Consider the following 24,020-nt stretch of genomic DNA (forward strand, 5'->3'; position numbering starts at 1 on the left):
TTTATCTATCATTATTCTGAACATTAAGGTTACATAACTGATTGCGTACGTTTCTTGGTATATAAAAATTCCATTTCATAGAGGTAATCTATAAAAATGAAACTTTTAACGATAGTTTAATGATGCGACATTTTTACTGCATTGGACAAATTGTCGCATAAGGCGGAATAATAATGTCTATTTGTCACTTTCACGAGTGATAATCAATAAAATATTCAACAATTTTTCTATTCTTACAATATTATCATATATAGATTCCAAGGTCTTAGGATACAGATAAGACTTACAGTCCTGTATTTCCTTTGCCAAAGCGAGAACTTGTAACCAAAGGTCTTTTTCTGTATGGTGAGAGGAACCGCTATTATTGGCTATCATGGAGGAAGGTCTCAGAAAAATATGTTGGCATGTAATTTGTAAGATAGTGATTGTGTGTCTTGAAAAAAACAGGAATGGAAATAAACAGAATAAGAATTTCACTAAAGACAGTAACAAACGAAGAACAGAAACCGGTCGAGACAGTCGTCTTACTTTTAGAACAAGTTGCTTTCATAATGTTTATCTTCTAGTCAACTCTGTTCCCTGGAGCTGTGTTTATATATAAAGTTAAGCGTGGGAACTTTGGTATTACCGTTCAGAAGTATCCCCATACTCAACAACATATAATACACAAAGCCCCACGCCTATATATATAACACTTTAATATATAAATAGTACGTGGAGCGTCCAATGTATTATCCAGTTGTTGTCTTGAAATTGGGGATTTCCTGAACTTGGATAATGCCTTAACGCTCTATTTTTATTAAGATTTGAAATAAATCCTAATACAAAGGTAAGGAAAAAATATTTTATTTTCCAAACAAGTTGTGCAAAATAAGTTGTGGCGTGTATTGCTTTTCTTTTTATTGGCTGAGGAATGGTTATCTTTAGTAATCTGTTTCTGTCTGTCGAGTAAGTCTGTATAATTTTTTTGTACCTCTACTTCGGGTCTTGACATTCCTCCTGCTTCATGGCTGATTGTTGTAGGTAGACTATATAATTTTTTCTGTTGTTCATATTTAATGGGGAGTAGAATGGAAATAAGGCCTTTGGATAAGAAGAAAAGCCCCTGAAAATCAGAGGCTTAATCTTGTTTTTGGTGATCCGCCTGGGGCTCGAACCCAGGACCCCAACATTAAAAGTGTTGTGCTCTACCTGCTGAGCTAGCGAATCAATTCTTATTTGCGAATCAGTTATTTCCTGATTGCGGGTGCAAAGGTAGTTACTTTTATTTAATTTGCAAGCATTACGTAGAAAAAAGTTTCAATTATTTTTTCTCGTTGTGGCTTGTTTCTTGATTATCAGTAGTTTCTACTTCATCATATTTTATTTTTTCTTTGTTGATAATAAAGCGTTGGTAGTAGGAGAGCATCAAAGTTGTTAGTGGCAAGGCGATAATCATGCCGAGCATTCCCATTAATGAACCCCAGATAGAAAGAGATAAAAGGATGATGGCAGGATTCAGTCCGGTAATCTTTCCCATGATTTTGGGGACAAGGAAGGTATCCTGTATGATTTGTACGATTGCAAAGACGGCTAATGCACATGCAATGATAATCCAGAAGTTCTGTCCGGTGTCGGCAGCTTTGAGGATTGCCAATAAAATGGTGGGAAGGAAACCAATGATTTGCAAGTAGGGAACCATATTCAATGCTCCGATGAAAAGTCCCAGAGCGATAGCCATGGGGAAATCGATAATCAGGAAACCGATGCTGAAAAGAATACCTACGCAGAAAGCAACCAAAGCCTGTCCACGGAAATATCTGTTCATACCATCCTGTACGTCGTGAACCAGGTTGGAGGCAAACGTACGGTATTTATTGGGTAGCAGATGCAACCATCCTTCAGCTATCGCTTCGTAATCCAATAATATAAAGATTACATATAATAATATAATGAAAGAGGCAAGGATGCTGAATAGAATGTTGAGAGATTCTGCAAGCAAAGTCCACACTCTGGGGACGGTATCCTTGATTGCCGCCAGGATATTCTCTTCACTTAATACACGGTTCAACGCCTGAAGATCAATGTTCTCGTGGATAAATTCAGAAAGATTCTTAGGCACATTGTTACCGGCTCCATTGGTGAGGTAAGTCACTAGCAAGTCGTTCATTCTGCCTATTTCCGAAATCATCGGCGGCACTAATAGGTAGAATAAAGTGACTCCGATAACCGTAATGAGGAATAAGGAACAGAAGATGGAAATAATGCGGCTTTTTAATCGTAGCTTATACTGGAAGAATTTGACTAACGGATAGACCATATAAGCTATCAGCCACGCAATAAAGAAAGGTAATAACACTCCGCTAAGACGTTCCACGAGCATTAATATTCCTACAACTAACACACATCCGATGGAACCGCGTATAAAACTGTCGAATGTTATCTTTTTCCTTTCCATAATCTGTTTCTTTTATAGAGTTTATACTTTCTGCTCATCTTCCCCTCGTGCACGGAGATAACATTCCCTGCACAGAGGCTCATATTCGGCTGTTTCGCCTAAAAGAACCTGTTTCTCATTCTTGACTGTACGATGTGAGAAAGAGGCCAGCTGACCACATTTCACACAGATCGCATGAACTTTGGAGACTTCATCGGCAATGGCGCACAATTGTGGCATAGGTCCAAATGGATTTCCTTTGAAGTCCATATCCAATCCTGCAATGATAACACGGATTCCATTGTTGGCAAGCTGGTTGCATACATCAATCAAACCACTGTCGAAGAACTGTGCTTCATCAATACCTACTACATCTATCTCAGAAGTAAACAGTAAAATGCTGGCTGACGAATCGATGGGAGTGGAGGCGATAGAATGGCTGTCGTGAGAGACTACGTCTTCTTCTGAATAACGGGTGTCGATAGCAGGTTTGAATATCTCGACACGTTGTTTCGCGAATTTCGCTCTCTTCATTCTGCGAATCAATTCCTCTGTCTTTCCGGAGAACATAGAACCGCAGATTACTTCGATCCGGCCTCTTCTTCTAGTCTCCTGTATGTGGTCTTCTGAAAATAATACCATGAGATTTTGTGTTTTCTTGATTAAATAAATATGTGGACAAAGGTAAGCAATTCAATGTGCAAGAACTGTTAAATTATCCATTATTTTAAGTTATTGCATAAATTATTCCTACATTCGCACCGTATAAACAATGGACTGACATGAAACAGAAGCTATTAACAGATATTGAGTTGGATGTTCATGAGTTGAAGTATCTCATGGATTCATTTACCAAGGAGCCGACTCCGACTTTGTCTGAACTGTTGAAGCGGAGCATTACACGGATGCAGGGGCGTTTGGACGAACTGCAGCAGGAGGTGGATGCTGTTCAGGTAATTTCTCCGTCAGCTGTGGAAGAGACAGCGGAAGAGGAGGATGAAGTTGCCGGGTCTGAAGAGGATTCCCCCGTGATTATACAATCTCTCGAATCGGTTGTTGTGAAAGAAGATGAGGAAGGAGAAGCCATTGTTGCGGAAGAGAAACCTGTCGTAATAGCGGCAGCTGCAGAGACAGCAGCAGAAGAAGCAGCAGCAGAAGAAGAAGAAGAAGAAGAAGAAGAAGAAGAAGAAGAAGAAGAAGAAGAAGGGAAAAAAGAGGAACCGGCAATTGTTGAGGAACCTGTCGTTGAAACTGTTGTGAAAGAGGAAGAACCTAAATCGGCTGTGTTGGGAGAAAGTCTCAAACTGTCTGCCGGCTTGCGACATGCTATCAGCTTGAATGATTCTTTCCGTTTTTCTCGTGAACTGTTCGGAGGCAACACTGATTTGATGAATCGGGTTATCGAACAGATATCAGTAATGAGTTCCTACAAGACTGCAGTCGCATTTCTGTCCTCGAAAGTCGAATTGAATGAAGAAAAGGAGGCGGTGAACGACTTTCTGGAGCTACTAAAGAAATATTTTAATCAATCAGTATAAAACAAAAACAAGATGGGAAAGCTATATGTGGTGCCTACGCCGGTAGGGAATCTGGAGGACATGACTTTTCGGGCTATCAAAGTCCTGAAAGAGGTCGATCTGATTTTGGCGGAGGATACACGTACTTCCGGTATCTTGCTGAAACACTTTGAAATAAAGAATGCAATGCAATCCCACCACAAATTTAATGAACATAAAACGGTGGAAAGTGTTGTTAATAGAATAAAGGCAGGTGAAACGGTGGCACTAATTTCGGATGCCGGAACACCTGGAATTTCCGATCCCGGATTTCTGGTTGTTCGTGAATGTGTGCGCAACGGTATTGAAGTGCAGTGCTTGCCGGGAGCAACCGCTTTTGTTCCGGCACTCGTAGCATCGGGATTGCCGAACGAGAAGTTCTGCTTCGAGGGATTTCTCCCCCAGAAGAAAGGACGGCAGACACGACTGAAGACATTGGCGGAAGAACACCGCACGATGGTGTTTTATGAATCACCCCACCGTCTGTTGAAGACGTTAACACAGTTTGCCGAATATTTCGGTGCTGAACGTCAGGCAACCGTGTCGCGTGAAATATCCAAACTCCACGAAGAAACAGTTCGGGGCAGTTTGGCTGAATTGATAGAACACTTTACCGCTACCGAACCCCGGGGCGAGATTGTGATAGTATTAGCAGGAATAGATGATTAAATAACTTCATTAAAAAACGTAAAACGTAAACGTATGAAAAAGTTAGCTGTTTTATTTGTATGCGTAGCCTTGTTGGCTTCGTGTGATGGCTTTAAAGGTGGAAGTAAAGACCTGAAAGCTGAAAATGATTCTCTTTTGATGGAACTGAACCAGCGCAATGCTGAACTGGATGATATGATGGGGACTTTCAATGAAGTTCAGGAAGGTTTCCGTAAGATCAATGCTGCTGAAAGCCGTGTTGACTTGCAACGTGGAACCATCACTGAAAACTCTGCCAGTGCTAAGCAACAGATTGCTTCTGACATCGAATTCATCTCTAAACAAATGGAAGAAAACAAAGCGCAGATTGCAAAATTGCAGGCACAGCTGAAGAATAGCAATTACAATTCTGCACAGATGAAAAAAGCTGTTGCCGCTTTGACTGCTGAATTGAACGCTAAACAACAGCGTATCGAAGAGCTTCAAACAGAACTGGCTTCCAAGAATATCCGTATTCAGGAATTGGATGCTGCTGTCAGCGATCTGTCTGTAGCAAAAGAAACTCTGGCCGCAGAAAACGAAGCGAAAGCTAAAACCGTTGCAGAACAGGAAAAGAGCCTGAATGCTGCCTGGTTCGTATTTGGTACTAAATCTGAATTGAAAGCTCAAAAGATTCTTCAGAGCGGAGACGTGTTGAAGAGCGTTGATTTCAATAAGGATTATTTCACGCAGATCGATATCCGTACAACCAAAGAAATCAAGTTGTACTCTAAACGTGCTGAATTACTGACTACTCATCCGACCGGTTCTTATGAATTGGTAAAAGATGATAAAGGCCAGTTGACATTGAAGATTACTAATCCTACTGAATTCTGGAGTGTATCCAGATACTTGGTTATCCAGGTAAAATAAGGTAGATATCCCTTTTGAATTGCCAATGTGCTGATTCCTGGATTCAAGAAATTAGCACATTGGCTTTTTTGTTTCTTATTATACGCATAACTACTGATGAAATATAAAAATCTTTTTTTTGATCTTGATGATACCATCTGGGCTTTTTCTCAAAATGCTCGTAACACCTTTGAGGAAGTATATCAGAAATATTCGTTCGACCGCTATTTTGATTCATTCAATCATTATTATACTCTTTATCAACAAAGAAATACCGAACTCTGGGTTGAGTACGGTGAAGGAAAGATAACGAAGGATGAATTGAACAGCCAACGTTTCTTTTATCCTTTACAGGCCGTGGGAGTGAAAGATGAAGCGCTCGCTGAACGGTTTTCGAGAGATTTTTTCGCTATTATCCCTACTAAAAGTGTTTTAATGCCTCATGCAAAGGAGGTATTGGAGTATCTTGCTCCCAAATATAACCTCTATATCCTTTCCAATGGGTTTCGTGAATTGCAATCACGTAAGATGCGTTCGGCAGGAGTGGACGGGTATTTCAGAAAGGTGATTCTCTCGGAAGATCTCGGAGTGCTGAAGCCTTGGCCGGAGATATTCAATTTTGCTTTGTCTGCTACTCAATCCGAGTTGCGCGAATCCTTAATGATTGGTGATAGTTGGGAAGCGGATATAACCGGAGCGCACGGAGTAGGGATGCATCAGGTTTTCTACAATGTGACAGAACGGACAGCTTTCCCTTTCCTCCCTACTTATCACATCCATTCCTTGAAAGAATTAATGGATTTATTATAGGTTTTCTGGATTAAGTCGTATTTTTGTTGCGTTTTAGTTTTGCATAAAATACGATATAATCATGGATAGTACGCTTCTGCCTTTCGCCTTACTTTGTTTCACTTCATTCTTCACGTTGACCAACCCGTTGGGAACGATGCCTGTCTTTCTTACCATGACTCATGGTATGACGGATAAAGAACGTCAGTCTATCGTACGTCGTGCTACTATTGTGTCGTTTATTACATTGATGGTATTTGTCTTTGCCGGGCAGTTTCTTTTCAAGTTCTTCGGTATCTCTACCAATGGTTTCCGTATTGCCGGTGGGGTGATTATCTTCAAGATAGGCTTTGATATGCTTCAAGCCCGCTATACACCGATGAAGTTGAAGGACGAAGAAATCAAAACGTATGCGGATGATATCTCTATTACTCCTCTCGGTATTCCTATGTTATGCGGTCCCGGAGCGATTGCCAATGCAATCGTTTTGATGCAGGATGCGCATTCTTATGAAATGAAGGGGATATTGATCGGTACTATCGCCCTGATTTATCTGTTGACTTTTTTTATTCTTCGTGCTTCCACGAAATTGGTAAAAGTCTTGGGTGAAACGGGTAATAATGTGATGATGCGTCTTATGGGACTGATTCTGATGGTGATTGCAGTGGAATGTTTCGTTAGCGGATTGAAGCCGATTCTGGTAGATATTGTGAGAGAAGGAATGATTCCTTGATGAATAAGGATATGAGGGACGGAGAGTCCCTATAATGAAACTTGCCCCTGTTACAAAAAGATTTGTAGCAGGGGCAAGTGCTTTAAGATACGGTTTTTAAACATTTAGCATGTCTTTATGTGACCTTTCTGTGGCTATTTTCCTTTGGGATATACATAATGTGTATTTGCCCATTTGTTCCATTCGTCTACCAGTTGTTTTAGAATCTTGGGATTTTCTCTGGATAAATCAACACGTTCTGTACGGTCTTTCTCCAAGTTAAAAAGTTCCCATACTTTAGAGTTCTGGTCCTTAACGGCTTTCCAGTTTTTCCACCATACTACACAGTTGTCAAAGTGTTCACCAAAAATATATTCGTGCAATTCGGTGTCTGTATTGGTTAGTATCGGTAGCATGCTTGCGCCTTCCAAAGGAATGATCTCATTTCCTCCGTGATAAGTCTTCGGATAGGTCGTTTCTGCTGCATCGATGAAGGTTGCCATGATGTCGGGCAAGAAAGCTCTGTTGTGTCTTATCTCGCCATTGTATTTTGCATACTTGTCAGGCCAGGAAATAATCAATGGAGTGGAGGTCCCGCCTTCATACGCTCTTACTTTATACTTACGGTATGGAGTATTGCTAACCTGTGCCCATGGCAGGCCATAGGATGGATTTACCCATTCATCCGGATTGTTAATCATATCGATGGTTCCGAAACCTTTCTCACGATGAGGCTCGGCACATGCACCATTATCCGACAAGAAAATAAGTAAGGTGTTATTCAGCTCCCCTTTTTCTTCCAGGTACTTTATTAACCGTCCCACATTATAATCCATGCAATGAACTTGTGCCGCATATACTGACATTCTTCTATCCAGTTCTATTTGTTCATCTTCGGTCAGTTCGGACCATTGGCGACCCTCCCATTGAGCAAGATCCCAATTTTTGTCTACCAATCCCATTTTAATCATACGTTTCAAACGGGCTTCACGTACTTTCTGCCAACCTTTCCGGTACTTGCCTACAAATTTGTCTATATCCTCCTGTTTAGCATGTAACGGCCAATGGGGAGCGTTGTATGCCAGGTAAAGGAAGAACGGATTGTCATCTTTGGGGCGTTCGTCGACAAATTTAATCGCATAATCAGTAAATGCGTCAGTAGTGTAATAAGGTTGTTCCGGTGGAGGCAACTGTTGATTGTCTAAAGTCAGATTGCGATCTCCATGAGGTTGCAGATAACTGCAAGCTCCTGACAAGATACCATAAAAATGATCAAAGCCACGTTGCAACGGCCATTTTTCCTGTCCGTGCATGCCTACATGCCATTTCCCCGACATATAGGTGTGATAACCGGCTTCTTTCAGCACTTCTGCTATGGTGACCGAATTACGGTTCAAGTATCCCATGTATCCGTGCACTCCATGATCTTCGGCAGAATGAGGATCTTCGGACATCATTCCGATACCTGCCTGTTGGGGATAAAGTCCGGTCAGTAGACTGGCACGGGAAGGGCAGGAGCGTCCTGTGTTGCAGAAATGGGTAAAGCGTACTCCTTTTTTTGCCAGATTATCTAGATTGGGCGTAGGAATTTCTCCTCCGTAGCACCCTAGATCGGAATATCCCATATCGTCCACCATGATTAAAACAATGTTGGGCTTTGGGTCATTCTGGGCTGCTGCATGTAGGGACAGTAAGGATGCAGTTCCCATTAATAACATGTTTTTGTTTGTCATATAATTTTGTTTTATTTTTTTTGTCAGTATATTTATTAAATAAATATACTGACAAATTATTTCTTAGATGAATTATTTCAGTCTGAAAATTTCTGAATAGACAGCTTGGTCCGCTCCGTTCGCTTTTACACCGATGCGGGCGAATAGGGCTTTGGCTGACTGTACATTCTGGTTACTCGTAATATCCAGCGAAATATTTGTTACTCCGGGATTTATATTGGATAAATTTTGCCGGGCTATATTCGTGTTCTCGTCAACAAAAGTTGTTTTGCTGACGAGTAGCATTGCCTGGCTTATCTTGGCATCCTGTACTATTTGCTGTATATTGCACGTGCCGGATACGATGTTGTTATCTAATGTGATATTTTCGTCTGATATTGTAAAATAAGGGGTGACTTTTACTTCACATTGTGTTTTTCCTTTTACTTCCACATATATGGTATCGCGGTTATTCACCCAGGGACCGTTTTTGTCTTTAGTTACCAGTTTGTACGGACCATCGAAAAGTACTGCAGAGAAAGTTCCGTCCTGTGTGGCATACACGGTGATAGGATCATGGTTGGCATAACCATCCTGATACAATTGTAGTTGAATACCTCCGTTTGTACCTTTCAAACCGAGTTGTTTTCCCTTATACGTGATTTTCCCTTCCAGAAATGATTCTGGTTCGTCGTAATTGTCTAAACCGCAACTTATGGCAAGCAGGGAAAGTGAAAGCAAAGAAAATATAGTTCTTATTTTTTTCATTGTTTTACAGTTTTATGTTTTACTGATAGGGATTTTTCACTAATAACGGGTTCTTGTTGAGCCAGCTGTTATCGAAGAAGTTATAATAGTTCTTCATCTGGAAATAGCGGGGGTAAGGAACCATGTAGGCTTTCTTTTTGTCGAATACCCACATCTTGTCATTGGCGCTACCCGGATCATTAACCTGATAAGGGAATAGTTCGTAGAGCTGTGCATCCGGATTTTCCGAATTACCATCCCAGATTTCGTGAGCCAGGCGCCAGCGTTTCAGATCCCAGTAACGATGATCTTCCAATGCAAATTCCACCCGATATTCGCGGACAATATCTTCAAATGTGATTGATTCCAGTTCGCTGATGCCGGCGCGTGTACGAACAGGATTGATGTAGTTCAGCGGATCATCTTCTCCGGTTTTATTGAGCTCATAAGCAGCCTCACAAGCTATCATATATGCTTCTGAAATACGGAAACGAGGATACCACATGGTACTCATCTTCGAATTGGTAGAAGCACCGATGGTTTCGTCCAGGAATTTGCGGAAGAAGAAACCTGTTTTGTTTATACGGATTTCATTTGATTCCATTGGTCCGTTGATAGAAGTTATCAGGCGGTTATTGTCATCGTAAGAATCGGCTTTACCTATGATTTCTTTCCAATTTCCGTTTCCGTCGGGCACTTTCTGACCGGCTTGCAACACTACTTCACTACCTCTGAATTTGGCTCCCGGATAAAGTACGGTTCCCCACAACCGGGCATCTTTATTGGCAAAGGCATCTTCCGGCCGACTGTACATGATGTAATTTCCGGATTCATCCTTAACTTTGATTGTGCCGTCGCGGTTGTCTTTGTATTCAAATGCTTCTACCAGATTTAATACTGCGCCGGAATAACAACGTTCCTGATCTTCTGCTAGAGAAGCGGGAATATTCTTTTGTGTGAATCCATGGGTGGCTCCTGGATATGCATAATCTTTGGCCCAGATCACTTCATGATTATTCTCTTTGACACAGACTGCATTATAAAAATTCTGTCCCAGATCATTACGAACCGTTATGTCCAGGTTATAATAGGCAGAAGCTTGAGTTATCACTTCTTTGGCTGCTTCCAATGCTGTTTCGTAATATGGGGTAGCCATTTCCGCCGGAATACCGACTTCATTTCCTTCTGTGCGTATAGGAGCAACCATCTTATTATTGTAGTTGGCCAATGATCCTGCATAAACGGCAGCACGTGCCTTCAACATCAGGGCAGCCCAACGTGTGGCACGGGCGGCATTGGTGGTGGGCTTTGTAGGCAGGTAATCTGCGATAGTGGCACATTCATTGATGATATAATCATAGACTTCTGATTCTTTGGAACGGGGGACAGCCAAACCTGAAACATCCATCCCTGCCTCATATTCGTATACGTTATCATTCACAATAGGTACACCGCCTAAACCTCTGCACATACTAAAATATGCCCAGGCGCGTAAGAAGCGAATTTCGCCTTCATATCGCAATTTCTCTGTAGATTCAAGTACGGTTGTAGCTCTTAATCCCGCCAGGAACTGATTTAAATTACGAATATATTTATATGGATAAACTCGCCATTGATTGTCACTGTATTCCTGCATGTTATCACGGCCACCATCAGTCACGCAACCGTCGTCCACTTTAGTAAAGCTGGCGGGAGTGGCAAAACTTTGTCCCCAATTCTCTGTATCTCCATAAAAACCGGCCAATACGGAGTTTATCATTTTAGCATCGCTGAAGATCTGGTCATTTGTCAATATCTGATCGGGATCACGATCTAAAAAATCAGAACAAGATCCTAATATCAAAGTTAAACCCAATAACAGGTATCCTTTTATATATTTCATTGCTTTTAGAATTTAAGTGTTAAACCCAGATTGATAATTCGCATACTCGGGTAAGCTGTTCCGTTACCGGCTGAAACTTCCGGATCGATAGGTACATTGGTGAGTGTAAACAGGTTCTGTCCGGCAAGATATAACCTTAGACTGTTAATTCTGCATTTTTGCAGCCACTCTTTGGGGAAGGTGTAACCAAATTCCAGATTACGCAGTTTTAAATAACGGACATTGTACTTCCAGAAAGAGCTATCCCAATAATTACTATGGTTATTGGCATTGTTTCCGATTAATAATGTCGGGTATTTGCCAGGAATCATTTCACTGTTTGCATCAAAGATATCAGATAGTCTCCATGTATCTTCCATGTAGTAAGCCGGGTTGTTTCCATTATTGTTAAATGGAATCTTTTGGATTAATGACGGATTCCAGGTAGACATTCCCGCACCGGAGAAATCCAATGCTAAATCGAAGCCTTTCCATGCGAATGCAAGGTTAAAGCCGAAGTTCAGAACGGGTGTGGAGTCTTCTTTGTATCCGATGGGGCGTTTGTCCATATCGTTGATTATGCCATCCCCATTTTGATCGACGTACTTGATATCACCCGGGCGTAATGTCGTATTTCCTTTCTGGTCATTGTCAATCGGCCACGATGCAATCTCTTCCCAACTTTGGAACTGGCCGTCTGCCTCGTATGCCCAGTTGACATTCCCGAAACGGTGCCATGTAGAATTACGATATTCATCCCATGAATTACTGAACTTAGGATTATACTGCTCCCAGTTGTAGAAACGGGAATAGGTGAAATTGGCACTGATAGAATAGTGAAAGTCATTGACCTTATCACTCCAACGTGCAAGCAAATCATATCCGGTATGAACATTGGAATTGAGATTTTCCTTGGGACGCTCAAAGCCCACTTCTTCCGGAAGTAATACGTCGTCACGGGAAGCCGGAATACCGGTTTTGATACGTCTGAAGAAATCTACGCTTCCTGATAAACGGTTATTCAGGAAAGCAACGTCGAGACCAATGTCCAGAATTTTAGCCTTTGCCCATGAGAGCGTGGTAACAGGCAGGTTTCGCGGGGTAGTACCAATGATATAGGAACCGTCGATTACTCCTCCTCCCTGTTTGTAATCGTAACCTGTCATGTAGTCGAAAGCACTGTAGCCGTCAACGTTGTCATCTCCTACCAATCCATAAGATCCCCGTATCTTTAAATCGCTGAAAATAGAAGCTATTTTTGATTCCTTCCAGAAGTTTTCTTCTGATATTCTCCAGCCTAATGAGGCGGAAGGGAAGAACCCCCAGCGATGATTGGGCGGGAATTTCCATGAACCGTCATAGCGTGCAGAGAAGTCTATCAGATATTTGTTGGCGTAGTTGTAGTTGAAACGTCCCAGCCAGCCTAAACGTGCTTCCGTATTGTTGCCAGTATCTTCGTATTTGTCAATCGTATCATAATAGATCAGATGCAATGAGTTGGAAGCCGGGATGGCATGGAGCCAAGACTTTGGAGTGTCTCTTTTTATTGCTTCGAAACCAATTACCGCATTGATGGAATGTGCTCCGAATGCTTTTTCATAAGCCAGTTGAATGTTTGAAGTCAACTCTTCCACATAAGCATTCGTCCTTTCCCTCCAGGCACTGGCACGCCCACCTACATCTACATATTCGTCCGTTGCTTCGTCATATCTATAGACACGATAGGTATATTCTTGATTGTTAAGTAATTCGCTTGCAAAATAATATCCGAACAAAGCTTTGGCTTTAAGTCCTTTGATAATTTCATACTCTGCGTTCAGGTTTAATTGGGCCATTCGCCAAGTGTCTTCAAAGGTTCCGCTTTTCTCAAAATTCAATAATCCGAAGTTTAAGCCATTGTCAGAGCCTACTGATGCCGGATAGTTAGGATTGTCATTGGCAAACGGACGGACAGTCGGTAGATTGCGGTAGGTAGCTGCTGTCGGGTTTGAATAGTCGTCAGTTCCCGGTACACCCGGATTTTTCAGCTGTTTGATACGTCCGTTCATGTTCATGCCGATTTTGAATTTATCAGTGACCTGTGCTTCGACATTCATTTGTACGTTGTATCGTTTCATACCGCCATAATTGCGAATGGCAGATTCCTGATTCATGTGTCCGACACTGAAATAATAATTGATCTTGTCCGAACCTCCGGAAACATTGGCATTGACATAATATTGCGGAGAAGTCACCCAGATGTAATCATACCAGTTAAATGGCACATAGCCTTTTTCTGTACCTTGACGCCATTTCTCCAGATCTTCTTTACTATATAAACGGGACGTTTTTCCCTGAATTGTTTCAGACTGTATGTAATTCTCTACATACGTTACGGCGTCTGCCGGTTCCGGTAAGCGTGATACATGTTGCCAGCCATAATAAGTATTTAACGTCACAGTGCTCTTGGTGTTTTTCTTTCCTTTCTTGGTTGTTACAACAATGACTCCGTTTGCAGCCCGTACACCATAAATGGAAGCAGAGGCATCTTTCAAAATAGAAATGGATTCGATGTCATTAAAATCAATGTTGTTGAACTGACCTTCATCGGACTGCACGCCGTCAATCACAAATAAAGGTGTTCCCATATTACGGATTTGCAGGGTAGTGGCATTTCCCGGGCGACTGTCTGCAGATCTGTAGTTCAATCCGGCTACCTTTCCGACCAGTGCTCCGGAAGTGTTTACCGCTGAAGATCTGCTTATATCATCAGCTCCTACGGAGGCAATAGCTCCTGTCAGGGTAGCCTTCTTTTGAGCAAGGCCAAAGCCAGTCACTACGACTTCATTTAATAATTTAGTGTTTTCTGCCATTATGATTTTGACATTTGTCTTTCCGGAAACTACGGCCAGTTCCTTAGTCTCATATCCGATATAAGATACTTGCAGTTGTGATTGTACCGGAACTTTTTCTAAGGAGAAGTTACCGTCAATATCAGTGATGACCCCATTGGTAGTTCCTTTCACTAACACGTTTGCACCAATTATAGGATTGTCCGCAGTGTCTACTACACGCCCTGTTATGCTCTGTAATTTTGTCTGTTGTGAAGGCAGGTCGTCAGATAATACAATCTGGAAATTAGGCTTAATCAGATAACTGAATGGAGCCTGCGAAGAAAGGTCCTTTAAAACCTTTTCTATACTGCTATTCTGTGCTTCGAGAGAGACTGGCTTATTGAGATTAGCCAACTCTTCATTATAGAAGAAACGATATTCACTTACTTTTTCTATCTGTTTTATCACCTTCTTCAGAGGTTTGTCTTTCATGGTGAGAGTGATCTGCCCCATGACACTTAGACTACTTGATAAAAATATAATAATATATAATATTCGAGAAAAGAGATGCTTGATGTTACTCATTTTATAGGAAATTAATCATTAAACAATAAAAAAGATGTAACTTTACAAGCTGAAAATCGGGTGTATATACCCTCTGACACTGCCTTCCGCCAGTTGTCAGTATCAGAGTGAGTTTCCAAGGTCCGATTTAAGCTTAAAGGAGATAGTCCTGACCTTGTCAGGCTATCTTTTTTATGTTCTACTGGAACTATTTCATACGCATTGAATTTTAAAGGTTAATAATTAGGAATATATTGGGTTACCTATTGCCTAGTATTATGGTATCTCCACGAGTTTCATAAGTGATGGGAGAGGTTAGGCTAATCAGTTCGATTACATTATCAAGGCTATTGTTGCAGATCACTCCCGAGAAGCAATATTGCTTGATACGTTCGGATTTAAATGCTATTTGCACATTATACATTCTGTTAAGCAGTACGGCAATTTCTTCCAGTGTTTCTCCATTAAATACAAGATCGTTATTTCGCCACATTTTGGCATACGATGAATTGTCCGGTTTATGTATTGCCAGTTTGCCCGATCTTCGTTCGAATGTGGCATTTTCGTCAGGAGAAAGAATAACATTATCTCTATCGGAAGAAACACGGACCGAACCGGAGAAAAGTGTTGCGATGATTTGAGAATCTTCCCGGTAGGCTTTTACATTAAAAGTAGTTCCCAAAGCTTCTACATTCATTCCTGCCGTTTCTACAATAAATGGTTTCTCCTTATCCTTAGCTACTTCGAAATATGCTTCGCCTATCAATGACACCACTCGTTGAGTGGCTCCGTAATTCGCATTGTAATGCAGTTGAGTATATGAATTTAGCCAAACGACTGTACCGTCCGGTAAGGTAATATTTGCCCGTTGTCCTTTTCCTGTTTGGACAAGATAGCTCTTATCCGTTACTGTGGGTTCTGTTTGAGAAACTGTATATAAATGACCTCCTATTCCTGCTGTTATGATTAAAAGAATGACTGCTGCATACTGAAATAAACGCCTGATTCGCATTGTCCGTTTCTGCTTTCGTCTATTCAACTCTTGTACGGCATTATGCATTTGACTTTTGACCCGTTCAAACATACGTCCTTGTACTTCGGCAATGAGCTTGTTATTAGAGCCTTTCCAGGTTTCCTGATAATAGTTGGATAACTGCTCTTTTGCTTCCTGACTGTGGAGCCAGTCAGATAGTATTTGTTCTTCATCCGGAGAGGTTTCTCCCCGCATAAAACATTCTAATAATAATATATTCGTATTCTTCTCCATGGGCTTTTATTATGTATATCTCCATGGAGCCAAGAATCCTTACAGGGTGCAAAGATTTTACTCTGTATTTAACACTATTTAAAATTAGAAGAAAGAAAAAATAGAGCCAAAGCTACAATTTCATTGGCTAATTTAGAACGTAAGAAATGAAGGGCACGATATAATTGCGTTTCAACTGTTTTTTCTGACAAAGATAGTTGGGCGGCTATTTCTTTATTTGTCAGATGTTGTTTCTTGCTCATGAGGTAGATTTTCTTCCGGGAAGAGGGTAGCTGTTCTACCAGCTCGTCTATATATTCTTGTAGGGAGTCGGTGTCAACATCTATTTCAAAGTGCTTGTCGGCATCAGTTTGTTTGATTGAATCCAGAAAACGTTCCGAAAGTAGCCGTTTTTCTGTTTCCTTATATACCATGTTGCGTGCTATTGTGAAAAGATACGCTTCAAAGCCTTCTTCCGGTTTGATATCCTGATGTCTTTCCCAGATCTTCAGAAATACATTTTGAGTGAGGTCCTCTGCTAGTATTTTATCATATAGAAGGGAATGAATAAAATGAAATACACGGGGATTATATTTCCAGAAAATAGTGTCGAAAGCCTTTTCGTCACCTTGTTGTAGGAGTGATAAAGTGTGTGTGTCTATTTTCTCTAAAAAATGATCCATATATTTAGTGTCTTCAATCCTTTTCAGAGGAAGTTTAAAGAGTTATCATTCAAAAGCTACTTTGTTTATAGACGAAAATAAATACTCTTTATATTTAAAAAGTATATGTAAATAAACCCGTAAACCATTGGCAAATATAAGGAACATTTTTTATTTTGAATTACTTTTATAGAGAAAATGTGTTGGTCGGCAGGATGAATGAAAAGAGTATGCTCTATGAAATTACATGAAATAAGAAAGGGGGAGAGTGGGATTTTTGTATAAATAATAAAGGCTTTTATTATTATAATATAAAGAAATGAGACTGAATTCCCACCTTTCCCCTGGAGAATTCAGTCTCATTTATATGATTCAAGTCAATGGATTATCTGCTTCCGCCTGCCCACCAAACATTTTCACTATACACATATTGTCCGTTTCCGTATGCTGCTTTCACTTCGGCATTCGTTGTTGTGTCGCTATTGCCATAAGGACAACGTAATGGGAAAGAGTTTGGATTTTTTAGCTCAATAAAGTTTTCGCCTAGTCCTTTCATTCTGCGAACATCATTGTAAGATTCTGTCGCTTCACCTGAAGCTCCCCATAATGCGAAGTATTTTTGAGTCATTGTTGTTTTCAAAGGTTCAGCTGTATATTTGGCCTCTATCGTATTGTCAAAGTAACTTTCGGCTTCAGCTTCCGTAATATTGCTTGCTGCATTGATGAGTGTTTTGCCCAACTCTTTTCTTGAAATAGTAAAGCTGTTTTCCGCATTTAACAGTCCAGCCACTACTGCATCTTTTAATGCACTTTTAGCATCACGTTCCAATCTGCACAGAGCTTCTGCTTCCAGGAATTTTAATTCATGATAACTCAACAACAGTGTTGGTGCTGATATAGAATACATAAATAAAGAAGTTCCATATTTGGAAGTGCCTTGTTCTGGTGTACCGTTAGGCGCATATACGGCGTTGTCTGCGGTTCCCGGAGCTTGTTCTTTTCCGGAGGTACCCTGTTTAGTGATGAAAGCTCTGGACAGACGTGGGTCATTGTATTCTGCCAGTTTGCTTCTCATGCTTTCGCTTGCACCTAATCCGGCACGTGCCACAAAGAAACCATAAAGCGGATTTATGTTATTAGCGTCATATACGTCGAATGCTGCTTGTTCTTCTGCGCTTTCGAAAGAGTTATTTACATATTCCAACACCTTCTCCATATCCGCGTCTTTGTTGGCAGATCTTTTAAGAAGATGCATCGTGTAGCGTGCTTTCAGACCATATGCTAACTTAAGCCATTTTTCAGCATCACCCTGGTACAGCAAATCTTGAGCTTCCGGGTCTATCAGATCTTCTTTCTGTAAGTCTGCAATGGCATCATCCAGATATTGCATTGCTTGGGTATAGATTTCTTCTTGCTTATCCATTTTAGGAGTTAGGTAAACAGGAGAACCGTTTTCGTCAATTAATGCAGCCTGACTACATGGAGCATCTCCAAACATATCGGCTATCAATGCGCAATTATAAGCAGCCAACACTTCAGCCATACCCTTGGTTACATAATTCCCATGGTCTATGCCTCCCTCGCTGCATTGATTGATAATGATACGGGCGGATTTCAATGTTGAATACAGACCATTCCATGTATTGTTGAAAGTGGAAGATGAGGTCGGTTCGCTCTCTCTGGTTTCTGCATAATACAATTGGTTGTCAACACCTACTTCATATTCAATGTAAGCAGATAGATAAGTATTGAAATCACCTCCTGCATTGGAAAATGCAGTAGAGGTTATCACATCTGTCAGAATGAATCTTGCGGCTACGCTTTGCGTATGGCCGTGGTCCTTGTTGATTCTATCCATTGCATCTTCCGAGCATCCGGAAAAAACAACTGATAAAACAGTAGCGGCAAAAATACCTTTAATTATATTATATGTTTTCATCTTTCTTTTTAGCTAATTAGAATTTTACATTAAATCCAAAACCATAGCTGGCTGTTCCCGGAAGAGAGAAACGTTCGAATGCACCTCCCATGTTGTCATTACCTTGTGAAGCTTCCGGATCGAAACCTTTCATTTCAGACCAAACCAAAATGTTGCGGGCAAAAACATTAACGTTCACATTCAGCCATTTCTTTGAGAAAACCGGATAACTTACAGATAATTCACGCAATTTGATATAAGAATTATCATAAATGTAAGATTCGTCAATTGATCTTCTTCTGGTGAAATATGCTTGAGCATCTGTTACTTTTATATCATTGGGGGCATAGATTGAATTACCATCCGCATCTTTTCCTGTTTCTTTAACAGCGTTTTCTACAATGAATTCGTTTTTACGCATATCACCTGATAGCTTGCTTACACCGTAATAGTTCATTTCACCTGCGGTACCACTATACATTTGTCCACCTTGTTTCCAGTCGAATACTGCGGAAATGCGGAACTTGTATAATTCAATGTTTGTATTGAAACCTAAACGGAAATCAGGAGATACAGTTCCAATCACCGCATCTTCTCCCTGCATAGGAAGTCCGTTCTGGTCTACTACAATCTTTCCTTCGTCATTACGCATGTAGCTTTTTCCATAAATTACAGGGAATTTGTCACCAATCCCGGCACGTACCTGTGGAGTTACAAATCCTCCTAGCATAATACTTTCTACTCCTGGAGCCAATTCGTCTACGTAATTGTCGATTTTGGAGAAGTTGAAAGCAAAGTCAAGCTTGAAGTTTTTGGTATCTACCGGAGATATGCCCAATGTCAATTCATGAGTGTTTGTATGAATCTTACCTCCGTTCATAATCATACTTGAGGCACCAGTCGAACCTGCCAAAGGAACTTCGAATATCTGATCTTTTACATTCTGACGTGAATAGGTGTAATTCAAAGTAACCAGTCCGTTTAAGAAAGTAAGATCAGCTCCCAACTCGTAAGATTTTGTATTTTGTGGTTTTAAGTTAGGGTCATACACCTTATAATATGGAATATAAGCCATTGCTCCATTAATTGGATAAACAATCGGATTTCCCATATAAAAACCACCACCATAAGATGGAGTATAGTAATAGCTTTGAGTGTAATCACCAGCCATACCAACTTCCGCATAAGAAGCACGTATCTTACCGAAGGTTAATATGTTATTCTTCAGGGGAGCCAGTTCTGTGAAAATGAATCCCAATGACACCGAAGGATAAGTGAAAGAACGATTGTCACGTGGCATACTTGAAACGATATCATTACGTATACTTCCGCTTAGATAAAGCATGTTTTTCCATGCTACTGACAAGTTTGCGAAATTACCAACAGTTCGTTTCTTGTTGTATAGGCTCTCATTGGAGAATACAGAAGCATTATTCAGATGATTCCAGCCCGGGAAATTGAAGTTCATGCTATATGCATATTCATATTTTGTCTTTTTATCAACAAACTCATTACCAATCAAAGCGTCCAACGTCCATTCTTCGTTAATGTTCCATGTATAGGCAGCAGTTAACAGTGAATTTAGCTCATTAACGGTGTAATGGTATTCTGAATCTTCACCTGTAGGCGCCCAAGTACTTCCATATCCGTAGATTTCTGAATAATTGGTAGTGTAAGCGTCATCACCGATCTGGTATTTAATATCCAGTTTGTGGTTGTCTGTTCCAAATTTAGTGGTGTATTTCACGAAAGCATTTCCGAAGAAACGTTGTGAACGTTCGGAGAACTGGTTATTGTCAACTGCCCAATATGCATCGTCGATCCAGCTGTCGCGATATGTATTTTGTGTGTAAGGGTCGCCTTCTATGTGAGAAGGAATACCGGCCATATTATAGCTGACGGGTGCATTATAGATTGTAGCAACCACACTGGTGTTGGCTGTAGACTGTTTGGAGATTTTTGAAGTCACAAAGTTTCCATTAAATCCGGTAGTCCAGTTAGGATGGAGTTGTGCTTCGGCAGACATTTTCACGTTATATCTATCCATACCGGTTGATGGAACGATACCATTACTGGTGGTGTTACCCAAAGAAAAGGAGTAGTTACCTTTGTCGAATCTCTGGGCTACATTGACGTTATTGCTCCAAGATACACCTGTTTCAAAAAAGTCCTTCATGTTGTTATATGCTTGTGGAGTAGCCCACGGATTCATGCCGGCAGCTGCAAGTTGAGGAACATAGTATTTTCCGGACTGTTTACCATATTGGCTGGTGTAACTGTTGTCTGTATTTCCTCCGTAGGTAGGGTCGTTAGCTAATTCGGAAATCTTAGGACCCCATGCGAAAGGAGATGACGGATCGAAAGTACCGCCTGAACCTTGTGCATATTCTTGTTGCAATTCCGGAAGAGTTGAAATCTTATCAAAGGAAAGGTTGGTACTGAAAGTTATAGTAGGTTTCCCTTTATCTGCTCCTTTACCACTTTTGGTAGTGATAACGATAACACCATTGGAAGCTCTCATACCATACAAAGCAGAAGCGGCTTGTCCCTTTAATATATTGATACTTTCTATATCATTAGGGTCAATGTCGACAGCACGGTTAGCATAGTCCGTTCCATACGCTCCATCGGTAAGAGAAGTGCTCACATCTGCGGTAGAAGCGATAGGCATGCCATCAATTACATACAACGGAGTATTGTCTCCAGTGAAAGAACGAGAACCGCGAATCGTAATCTTTGAAGAAGCACCCGGCATACCTGATGATGGGGTGATGTCAATACCTGATACTTTTCCTTGTAAGGCTCCCGCTAAATCTGTATTAGCAGCACGTGTCAACGCATCCGATTTGACGTCTTGTACGGCATATCCCAATGCTTTCTTCTCACGTGAAATACCCATAGCGGTAACTACTACTTCGTCTAGCTTTTGGGCGTCAGCCTTTAATACAACTCTCAAATTTGGCTTAATAACGACTTCTTGTGTTTGCATTCCGATATACGAAATCTGCAAAGTCTTTGCAGAACTAAATACAACTATAATATGTTGATTACTAACAATATATATGATGTTTGCTTTCCTTCGGAAATAAATTTTTGTTGTAGTTATTATGCAGATTATCAATATATTAAGCACCTACCAAACATATTAATTTACTGATTTATGATACCAGATTTCTATCAAAAATAGGGCATAACCATCTATTAATTAATTATTTAAGTTCTTATCTTATATGATATAAGCTAAAACTTATTTCCATCTTAACTGTTGAAGATGGTTTTCTTGTTCTAAATTATATCCAATAATTATTGACTATAATAATATATTCATTAGCAAATGGTAATCTAAGAAAAAGAAAAACTCCAGATGAAAAAATGCATATTTTATTACTGTATATTTTAAAATATGCAGGGGTGGATTCAAATATCCTCCAAAATCGCAGAGAATATGATTGATGAATATTTATATTGGATGGTTATATGCTTTTTCTGTATCAAAGAGATTGTGTAATTACATCTAATTATGCAAAAAGAGGTATTTATCATTTATCTGATGCTAAAATGAAAGAACCCCGAATGCCGGATTTTAATAGCTATTAGAGGCTGTCAAGTTTATAAATTAGCTTTTAATCCTTTCCTTTTAAAGAAAGCAAGGGCTTCTCTACGACCAATGACTCGTTCCTTTTAAAGGAACGCTTTATTCCTTTAAATGGGACGAGTGATAATATTCGTAATTATGATGTATCTTTAGATTATATATATGCGTTTTCGGAACTTATATTGCATATTCTTTCATTTAATTATACACACTTTCTTCTATTAGAGAAAATTATACCTTCCATATCTATAACCAAATCTTAAAAACAGAACACTTTCGTTTAGTTTTTGTGCTTATTATTATTTTTTTGATGAGGCAGTTTTCTCAAGATCACGCACCACTGTAATATCCATTATATTCGCATATACCTGCGTGGTCTTTACACTTTTATGTCCTAACAGTTTTTGTACAGTAGTTATATTGGCACCATTATATAATAATAAGGTAGCATTTGTATGACGGGCGGTGTGAAACGATACACGTTTATCAATTTTAGCCAAGCCTGCCAATATGTTTAATTCCTTATTAATATTAGAATTGTCTTTCAACTTGAAAAAACTATTGAGGTCATCTTTATAGCGTTGCAATATCTGGATTCCTTTACCCTCAAATAATAAATATAAAGGAAGGCGTACCTCCATACCTGTTTTGACAGATTTGTATATTATCCAAGTCTCCTGATGGAACTCAACAATATTTGCAGAGGTCAGATTAGTGAAATCAGAATATCGTAATCCAGCATAACAGCAAAATAAAAAAGCATCTTTTGTTTTTTGCAGTCTCGTATATCTTCCAGTCAGCTGCAAATTCTCAAATTTGTGTAACTCTTCCGGAGCTAAGTGTGTATGGCTTCCTTCTATACTTTTAATTTTATATTTTCTAAAGGCATACTTCTGTATATCCATATACTCCTTATTTATTGCAACATTAATATATCGTTTCAGATGCTTCATGTGCTTGGCAATAGTATTAAGGTGATAACCTTTAGATTGCAGGTAATTATCAAATGAAGACACAAACTCAAATGTCAAATCGGTAAATAATACCTCTTTCTTGAACTCCTGAAGTAATTCAAGCGTGGAAAGGTGATTTTGACGGGTACTTTCTTTCAAAGAAGAATTGGCTATCTCCTCTTTAAAAAAAGTCAAAAACGACCTTCCATTGCTTAGAGGTTTATCAATAGAATTTTTTAATAAATCTAACGATATGGACTTTCCCTGTTGCCATAGTCCAAGTTCTGTTTGCTCAATAGCTGCTATATTTTCATATAACATACGATTCAAAACATTCGCATTAGGATGATTCTTCACCATTTTTCGTTTGGCATCCCACTGTTCCGGTTTGAGATATATTTTGGTGGAGAAATACATCTTTTTCCTGTTCAGATAGGCTTCTACCTGAACTAATGCCATTCCTCTTTTATTCAATCTCTTCTTTCTGTTAAACACAAGGTTGTAACTGATCTTTTCCATACTTTCATTTTTTAATTAATAATAGAACAAATTAGACGTAATTCTGTGCTATATCAGAGGCGAATAAGCATTAATATCTCTAAAAAATAAATCTTCAAATCACTTGGTATTCACAAAACTTTAAATTAAATGCCACTTTTTTATTCGCTTTTTCACGAAAAAAGCAAAAAGAATGGCTTTTAAAGGTGTTTTATGACTAAAAACGAGTAAAAGAAATATTAAAAGAGGCATTTTGTTTATGCAAAGTGTCAATTGCTGTTTTAGCAATCAAAGCTTTTGGTTGAAAAAAATATGCTTATCGGCATAAATACAGCTTGTAAAATAACAAAATGTTATATTTGCAACCTTTTTTTATTAATATAATTGCTAGTTTCAGTTTTATTAATATATTTGCAAATTGTTAGAGTAAAGATACAAA

Annotated in this window: 16 protein-coding genes and 1 tRNA gene; 5 read left to right on the forward strand and 12 right to left on the reverse strand. The window is 39.7% G+C overall.

The genetic code is table 11. From position 1 onward, the window contains the following. Window positions 1-1,133: 1,133 nt before the first annotated feature. From DWZ47_RS00090 to DWZ47_RS00100, 3 genes are all read right to left on the reverse strand, one after another. Window positions 1,134-1,209 (reverse strand) — tRNA-Lys (locus DWZ47_RS00090). Between the two features lie 94 nt (window positions 1,210-1,303). Beyond that, window positions 1,304-2,437, reverse strand: coding sequence for an AI-2E family transporter (locus DWZ47_RS00095; protein WP_117512067.1), 1,134 nt, complete (start codon window positions 2,435-2,437; stop codon window positions 1,304-1,306). Window positions 2,438-2,458: 21 nt separating this feature from the next. Continuing rightward, the gene (locus DWZ47_RS00100; RefSeq protein ID WP_004299175.1) at window positions 2,459-3,058 is read right to left on the reverse strand and encodes a thymidine kinase; all 600 of its coding nucleotides are present in this window, start codon (window positions 3,056-3,058) and stop codon (window positions 2,459-2,461) included. 140 nt (window positions 3,059-3,198) lie between these two features. Between DWZ47_RS00100 and DWZ47_RS00105 the strand changes: the two genes are divergently transcribed. The 5 genes from DWZ47_RS00105 to DWZ47_RS00125 all read left to right on the forward strand — a co-directional run bounded on the left by DWZ47_RS00105 (window position 3,199) and on the right by DWZ47_RS00125 (window position 7,033). Next, window positions 3,199-3,954, forward strand: a complete 756-nt coding sequence (locus DWZ47_RS00105; protein WP_117512068.1) for a hypothetical protein — start codon at window positions 3,199-3,201, stop codon at window positions 3,952-3,954. Window positions 3,955-3,966: 12 nt separating this feature from the next. Continuing rightward, complete coding sequence (gene rsmI, locus DWZ47_RS00110) at window positions 3,967-4,641, forward strand: 16S rRNA (cytidine(1402)-2'-O)-methyltransferase (RefSeq protein ID WP_004299177.1); 675 nt, start codon at window positions 3,967-3,969, stop codon at window positions 4,639-4,641. 33 nt (window positions 4,642-4,674) lie between these two features. Then, window positions 4,675-5,532 (forward strand): hypothetical protein, encoded by an 858-nt coding sequence (locus DWZ47_RS00115; RefSeq protein ID WP_117512069.1) that lies wholly within the window; start codon window positions 4,675-4,677, stop codon window positions 5,530-5,532. Between the two features lie 96 nt (window positions 5,533-5,628). Beyond that, window positions 5,629-6,321, forward strand: coding sequence for a YjjG family noncanonical pyrimidine nucleotidase (locus DWZ47_RS00120; protein WP_008777220.1), 693 nt, complete (start codon window positions 5,629-5,631; stop codon window positions 6,319-6,321). Window positions 6,322-6,382: 61 nt separating this feature from the next. After that, on the forward strand, window positions 6,383-7,033 hold the full coding sequence (locus DWZ47_RS00125; protein WP_004306500.1) for a MarC family protein: 651 nt from the start codon (window positions 6,383-6,385) through the stop codon (window positions 7,031-7,033). Window positions 7,034-7,167: 134 nt separating this feature from the next. Here DWZ47_RS00125 and DWZ47_RS00130 read toward each other — a convergent pair whose 3' ends face one another. The 9 genes from DWZ47_RS00130 to DWZ47_RS00170 form a co-directional block, all read right to left on the reverse strand. Then, entirely contained in the window at window positions 7,168-8,745 is a 1,578-nt protein-coding gene (locus DWZ47_RS00130; protein WP_004326279.1) for an arylsulfatase, read from the reverse strand. 72 nt (window positions 8,746-8,817) lie between these two features. Continuing rightward, window positions 8,818-9,492 carry a DUF3823 domain-containing protein gene (locus DWZ47_RS00135; protein ID WP_061448223.1) on the reverse strand — a complete coding sequence of 225 codons (675 nt, stop codon included), beginning with the start codon at window positions 9,490-9,492 and terminating at the stop codon, window positions 8,818-8,820. A 19-nt stretch (window positions 9,493-9,511) separates the two neighbouring features. Then, entirely contained in the window at window positions 9,512-11,353 is a 1,842-nt protein-coding gene (locus tag DWZ47_RS00140; RefSeq protein WP_117512070.1) for a RagB/SusD family nutrient uptake outer membrane protein, read from the reverse strand. Window positions 11,354-11,358: 5 nt separating this feature from the next. After that, window positions 11,359-14,730 carry a TonB-dependent receptor gene (locus DWZ47_RS00145; protein WP_117512071.1) on the reverse strand — a complete coding sequence of 1,124 codons (3,372 nt, stop codon included), beginning with the start codon at window positions 14,728-14,730 and terminating at the stop codon, window positions 11,359-11,361. Window positions 14,731-14,968: 238 nt separating this feature from the next. Further along, window positions 14,969-15,976: a FecR family protein gene (locus DWZ47_RS00150; protein ID WP_004326270.1), complete on the reverse strand. Its 1,008-nt coding sequence runs from the start codon at window positions 15,974-15,976 to the stop codon at window positions 14,969-14,971. A gap of 74 nt (window positions 15,977-16,050) precedes the next feature. Beyond that, a complete protein-coding gene (locus tag DWZ47_RS00155; RefSeq protein ID WP_004326269.1) occupies window positions 16,051-16,638 on the reverse strand; it encodes an RNA polymerase sigma-70 factor in 588 nt (195 codons plus the stop codon). Between the two features lie 364 nt (window positions 16,639-17,002). Next, window positions 17,003-18,556 carry a SusD/RagB family nutrient-binding outer membrane lipoprotein gene (locus DWZ47_RS00160; protein WP_117512072.1) on the reverse strand — a complete coding sequence of 518 codons (1,554 nt, stop codon included), beginning with the start codon at window positions 18,554-18,556 and terminating at the stop codon, window positions 17,003-17,005. A gap of 16 nt (window positions 18,557-18,572) precedes the next feature. Continuing rightward, window positions 18,573-21,572 (reverse strand): SusC/RagA family TonB-linked outer membrane protein, encoded by a 3,000-nt coding sequence (locus tag DWZ47_RS00165; protein WP_255421390.1) that lies wholly within the window; start codon window positions 21,570-21,572, stop codon window positions 18,573-18,575. An 857-nt stretch (window positions 21,573-22,429) separates the two neighbouring features. Further along, window positions 22,430-23,602: a site-specific integrase gene (locus tag DWZ47_RS00170; RefSeq protein WP_004326266.1), complete on the reverse strand. Its 1,173-nt coding sequence runs from the start codon at window positions 23,600-23,602 to the stop codon at window positions 22,430-22,432. Window positions 23,603-24,020 lie beyond the last annotated feature (418 nt).

It is taken from the genome of Bacteroides sp. AF32-8BH (assembly GCF_003435205.1).
In the GTDB taxonomy this organism is placed as follows: domain Bacteria; phylum Bacteroidota; class Bacteroidia; order Bacteroidales; family Bacteroidaceae; genus Bacteroides; species Bacteroides ovatus.

Excerpts from the sequence above, each read along its gene's own strand:
- DWZ47_RS00140 (WP_117512070.1), bottom strand. The coding sequence starts at position 11,353 with ATGAAATATATAAAAGGATACCTGTTATTGGGTTTAACTTTGATATTA.
- DWZ47_RS00100 (WP_004299175.1), bottom strand. The coding sequence starts at position 3,058 with ATGGTATTATTTTCAGAAGACCACATACAGGAGACTAGAAGAAGAGGC.
- DWZ47_RS00155 (WP_004326269.1), bottom strand. The coding sequence starts at position 16,638 with ATGGATCATTTTTTAGAGAAAATAGACACACACACTTTATCACTCCTA.
- rsmI (WP_004299177.1), top strand. The coding sequence starts at position 3,967 with ATGGGAAAGCTATATGTGGTGCCTACGCCGGTAGGGAATCTGGAGGAC.
- DWZ47_RS00125 (WP_004306500.1), top strand. The coding sequence starts at position 6,383 with ATGGATAGTACGCTTCTGCCTTTCGCCTTACTTTGTTTCACTTCATTC.
- DWZ47_RS00145 (WP_117512071.1), bottom strand. The coding sequence starts at position 14,730 with ATGAGTAACATCAAGCATCTCTTTTCTCGAATATTATATATTATTATA.
- DWZ47_RS00135 (WP_061448223.1), bottom strand. The coding sequence starts at position 9,492 with ATGAAAAAAATAAGAACTATATTTTCTTTGCTTTCACTTTCCCTGCTT.
- DWZ47_RS00170 (WP_004326266.1), bottom strand. The coding sequence starts at position 23,602 with ATGGAAAAGATCAGTTACAACCTTGTGTTTAACAGAAAGAAGAGATTG.
- DWZ47_RS00115 (WP_117512069.1), top strand. The coding sequence starts at position 4,675 with ATGAAAAAGTTAGCTGTTTTATTTGTATGCGTAGCCTTGTTGGCTTCG.
- DWZ47_RS00120 (WP_008777220.1), top strand. The coding sequence starts at position 5,629 with ATGAAATATAAAAATCTTTTTTTTGATCTTGATGATACCATCTGGGCT.
- DWZ47_RS00105 (WP_117512068.1), top strand. The coding sequence starts at position 3,199 with ATGAAACAGAAGCTATTAACAGATATTGAGTTGGATGTTCATGAGTTG.
- DWZ47_RS00160 (WP_117512072.1), bottom strand. The coding sequence starts at position 18,556 with ATGAAAACATATAATATAATTAAAGGTATTTTTGCCGCTACTGTTTTA.
- DWZ47_RS00130 (WP_004326279.1), bottom strand. The coding sequence starts at position 8,745 with ATGACAAACAAAAACATGTTATTAATGGGAACTGCATCCTTACTGTCC.
- DWZ47_RS00095 (WP_117512067.1), bottom strand. The coding sequence starts at position 2,437 with ATGGAAAGGAAAAAGATAACATTCGACAGTTTTATACGCGGTTCCATC.
- DWZ47_RS00150 (WP_004326270.1), bottom strand. The coding sequence starts at position 15,976 with ATGGAGAAGAATACGAATATATTATTATTAGAATGTTTTATGCGGGGA.